This is a genomic window from Paractinoplanes toevensis, assembly GCF_018332695.1.
Taxonomy (GTDB): Bacteria; Actinomycetota; Actinomycetes; order Mycobacteriales; family Micromonosporaceae; genus Actinoplanes; species Actinoplanes toevensis.
This window is the reverse complement of the sequence record NZ_BOQN01000202.1, coordinates 1-3,659: the sequence shown is the minus strand read 5'-3', so window position 1 is coordinate 3,659 and position 3,659 is coordinate 1. Positions and strand designations below refer to the sequence as shown.

Sequence of the window (3,659 nt, the reverse complement as noted above, 5' to 3'; positions counted from 1 at the left end):
CGCCGATCCACCGGCCGCCGCACCGACCACCGGCTTCGGGCGCGGTGCTTATCCGGCTGACCCGCCGGCTTCGGCTCCCACGACCGGCTTCGGCCGTGGCGCGGGCTATCCCACCGAACCGCCACCCGCCGCGCCGACCACCGGCTTCGGCCGTGGTGCGGCTCCCATTGAGCCACCCGCAGCCGCTCCCACCACGGGCTTCGGCCGCGGCGGGGCTCCGGCCGAGCCGGGCGGCTTCGGCCGGGGGACGGGCCCTGCCGATCAGGCTGGCTTCAGCCGCGGGGCAGGCCCTGCCGATCAGGCCGGCTTCGGCCGTGGAGGCGGTCAGGGCGAGCCGGGATTCGGCCGCGAAGGCGGACGTGGATCCGGCCGAGGCTCGGCCGGTTATCCCGAGGTTGCCGTGTCGTCCACCGGCATCGGCCGCCGACGCAACCGCGCCGAGGCCGAGCCGGCCGACGACCCGCGTTTCGCCGGGGATGACCGCGACGCCGGTGCGCCGGGCGGTCCTGCCGTTCCGGGCGGCCGACGAGGCGCCCGGCCCGACGGTCCGCCCCGGCCTCCGTCGCGTGGCAAGGCCCGTTACAACGAGGTCAAGGACGACTGGCGCGAGCACACCGGCTCCTGGGCCGCCGAGCCGGACACCAGCAGCTGGACCCGCGACCCCGACACCGGCCAGTGGACCCGCTCCGACGACGACCCGCGCGTGCAGGCATGGCGCGAGGAGGCCGCCCGCCGCGACTCCGCGCACCCACCCCAGGCCCCGCGTCGCGAGTTACCGGCCGGACCGTCCACACCGGACGACGACGGCCGCGGAGCACGCCGCCGCTCGGACTCCGACGGCGACGACTGGCGCAACCCGCCCAGCCAGGGCGGCGGCCCCGCACCGCGCAGCGCCATGCCGTCGAGCGCGCCGCGCAGCGCGATGCCGTCCAACTCCCCGCGCAGCGCGACGCCCTACGGCACACCGCCGCCCGGCGACGACTTCGAGTACCCCGCGCCGGGCCGTGGCCAGGGCGGCCCGTCGAGCTCGCCGCGCAGCGGTCCCGCCTACGGCAGCACCCCGCGGCGGGCACTGCCCAGCGGCCGTGAGTTGCCCAGCGGCCGAGGCCGCCCGGACGACACCACCGCCTACGGGAGCGCTCCGACCAGCGACCCCACCTACGGTGGCCGTGGCCCGGCGTATGACGACGACCCTGGTCGCGACTACGACGGCGGCCCGGCGGGCGGCCCGGTCTACGGCAGCGCTGCCCCGGCGAGCGGCCCGGTCTACGGCGGTGGCGCCGCTCCCGCGAGCGGTCCCGCCTACGGCACCCCGCGCCGCGCGCTCCCGAGCGGCCGCGCCCGCCCCGACGACACCACGACCTTCGGCGCGGCTCCCGCCGGCGGCCCGGCCTACGGCGACGGCCCGGTCTACGGCGGCGGCGCTGCCCCCGCAAGCGGCCCGGCCTACGGCGGCGGCGCTCCGGCAGGCGGCCCCGCTTACGGCAGTGGCGCCGCTCCCGCGAGCGGCCCGGCCTACGGCACACCGCGCCGCGAACTGCCCAGTGGCCGCGCCCGGGTGGACGAGCCCGGCGCCGCCCCGAGCAGCCTCGTTCCGTACGGCCCGGGTAACGCCCCACGCAGCGGCGTTCCCTACGGCGCGCCCGGCAACGCCCCGCGCAGCGGAGTCCCGTACGGCACCCGCCGACGAGCCGACGAGGCCCCGCCGGCGGATGACTGGCGCCGCGATCTCGATCCCTCCGGGGCGGGTCGCCGGGCGGTCGACGAGCCGACGGGAGCCGACGATTGGCGCCGTGACCTGGACCCGTCCGGCAGTGGCCGGCGACGGGCCGAGGAACCGCCGGCCGCGGCCGACTGGCGACGCGATCTCGATCCGGAGGGCAGCCGGCGGCTCGAAGCTGCGACGGAAGCTCCTTCGTGGACGCTCGGCGACCCCGCCAACAAGGACCTCAGTTCCTGGCGGCTCGACGAGAACACCGACACCGGCCGTGGTTCGGCCGTCTATCGGGAGAGCGGCGGCGACGACTGGCGCCGAGATCTCGCCGATCCCAGCGATCTCGCCGATGGTGAATCACGGCGCTTCGGCACCTCGGATTACGTGCCCTTTCGGTCGAGCGGCTCAGCCGCTGTCCAGCAATCGGCGAACTTATCCGCCGCCTCCACCTCGCTGATCTCGCCGGTTCCGCGCGACCAGCGGGACCCGCGTGGCTTCCAGGGCGGCATGACCGGCTCGTACGAGCGCCGGCCAGTGACCGGCAGCTTCCCGACGATCCGGAAGAGCGACCTGCTCGACCCGGACGAGGAGGATGACCAGGAGTCGGGCGGCCCGCTCGCCGCGGTCGGTTACACGGTGATCTGGTACGGCGTACCCATCGTCCTTTTCATCATTTACATGCTGGTGGCGAACTCCGGTTCGCAGTCGCACGCGCTGGACACCCTGGCCAGCGCGGCCCCGCAGTTCCTGATCTCGCTGGTGCTCAGCGTGCTGGTCGCGGTCGGCATCCGGCGGTTCAGCAGCTCGTGGAAGGCGATCAGCGTGGGCCTCGCGGCCGCGGTCGTCGGCGGCGGCCTGGCCACCGTGCTGGCCTCCGCCATCACCGGCAACAGCCTGAGCTGACCGCTTCGAGGAACGACCCGCCGGAACGCCATCGGCGCGCCGGGCCGAAGCCCGACGCGCCGATGGAAAAGCGAAACTACTTGGCGGCTACGACGTTCACCGGGAACGTCGCGGTCACCTCGGGGTGGAGCTTGACCTGCACGTTGTACGAGCCGGTGGTCTTGATGTGACCGGGCAGCTCGAGACGACGACGGTCCAGCACCGGGCCGCCGGCGGCCTTGACCGCGTCGGCGATCTCGGCCGGGGTGATCGAGCCGAACAGACGCCCGCCGTTGCCGGAACGCGCGATCAGCGTGACCTTGAGGCCGGACAGCTGCTCCTTGACCTCGTTGGCCTGACCCAGGTCGCGGATCTCACGGGCATCGCGCGCCCGCTTGATGACGACGACCTGCTTCTCGGCGCCCTTGGTCCACTGGATCGCGAAACCCTGGGGCAGCAGGTAGTTACGGCCGTAGCCGTTCTTGACCTCGACGATGTCGCCGGGAGTGCCGAGACCGGACACTTCCTGAGTGAGGATGATCTTCATTTCGCAGACCTTCCTCAGCGCGCCGTCGCCGTGTAGGGCAGAAGAGCCATCTCGCGGGCGTTCTTGACCGCGCGGGCAATCTGCCGCTGCTGCTGGGACGTCACTCCGGTGACCCGGCGGGCACGGATCTTGCCCCGGTCGGAGATGAACTTCCGCAGCAGGGCGGTGTCCTTGTAGTCGATGTAGGTGATCCCGTCCTTGTCGAGCGGGTTCACCTTCTTCTTCGGCTTGCGAAGCGCCGCAGCCTTAGCCATTGCTCTTACTCCTGAACTCGATGCAGCCCTCACGGGCTAGAAGGGAGGCTCGTCGTCGAACGAGGAGGGGGTGCCACCGCCGGAGCGCGCCGCACCCTGGGCCGGAGCGGCAGTCGCCCACGGGTCGTCGAAGTTTCCTCCGCCGCCACCGCTGCTGGTGCTGGGCTGCTGCCGGTTGCCACCGCCACCACCGTTGGAGGCGCCGAAGCCGCCGCCCCCGCCACCGCCGGAACGGTTCATCCGCTGCACCTTCGCCGTGGCG

At 73.7% G+C, this 3,659-nt stretch carries 3 protein-coding genes and 1 pseudogene; 1 reads left to right on the top strand and 3 read right to left on the bottom strand.

Annotated elements, in window-relative coordinates; genetic code table 11:
* Positions 1 to 400 precede the first annotated feature (400 nt).
* Positions 401 to 2,617, top strand: a complete 2,217-nt coding sequence (locus Ato02nite_RS50245) for a hypothetical protein (protein WP_213013843.1) — start codon at positions 401 to 403, stop codon at positions 2,615 to 2,617.
* A 76-nt stretch (positions 2,618 to 2,693) separates the two neighbouring features.
* On the opposite strand, the gene rplI is transcribed toward Ato02nite_RS50245, so the two are convergent.
* The 3 genes and pseudogenes from rplI to Ato02nite_RS50230 all read right to left on the bottom strand — a co-directional run.
* The gene (rplI, locus tag Ato02nite_RS50240) at positions 2,694 to 3,143 is read right to left on the bottom strand and encodes a 50S ribosomal protein L9 (RefSeq protein WP_213013842.1); all 450 of its coding nucleotides are present in this window, start codon (positions 3,141 to 3,143) and stop codon (positions 2,694 to 2,696) included.
* Positions 3,144 to 3,157: 14 nt separating this feature from the next.
* The gene (rpsR, locus tag Ato02nite_RS50235; protein WP_007073789.1) at positions 3,158 to 3,397 is read right to left on the bottom strand and encodes a 30S ribosomal protein S18; all 240 of its coding nucleotides are present in this window, start codon (positions 3,395 to 3,397) and stop codon (positions 3,158 to 3,160) included.
* 36 nt (positions 3,398 to 3,433) lie between these two features.
* Positions 3,434 to 3,659 (bottom strand): annotated as a pseudogene (locus tag Ato02nite_RS50230) (single-stranded DNA-binding protein); the annotation flags it as partial.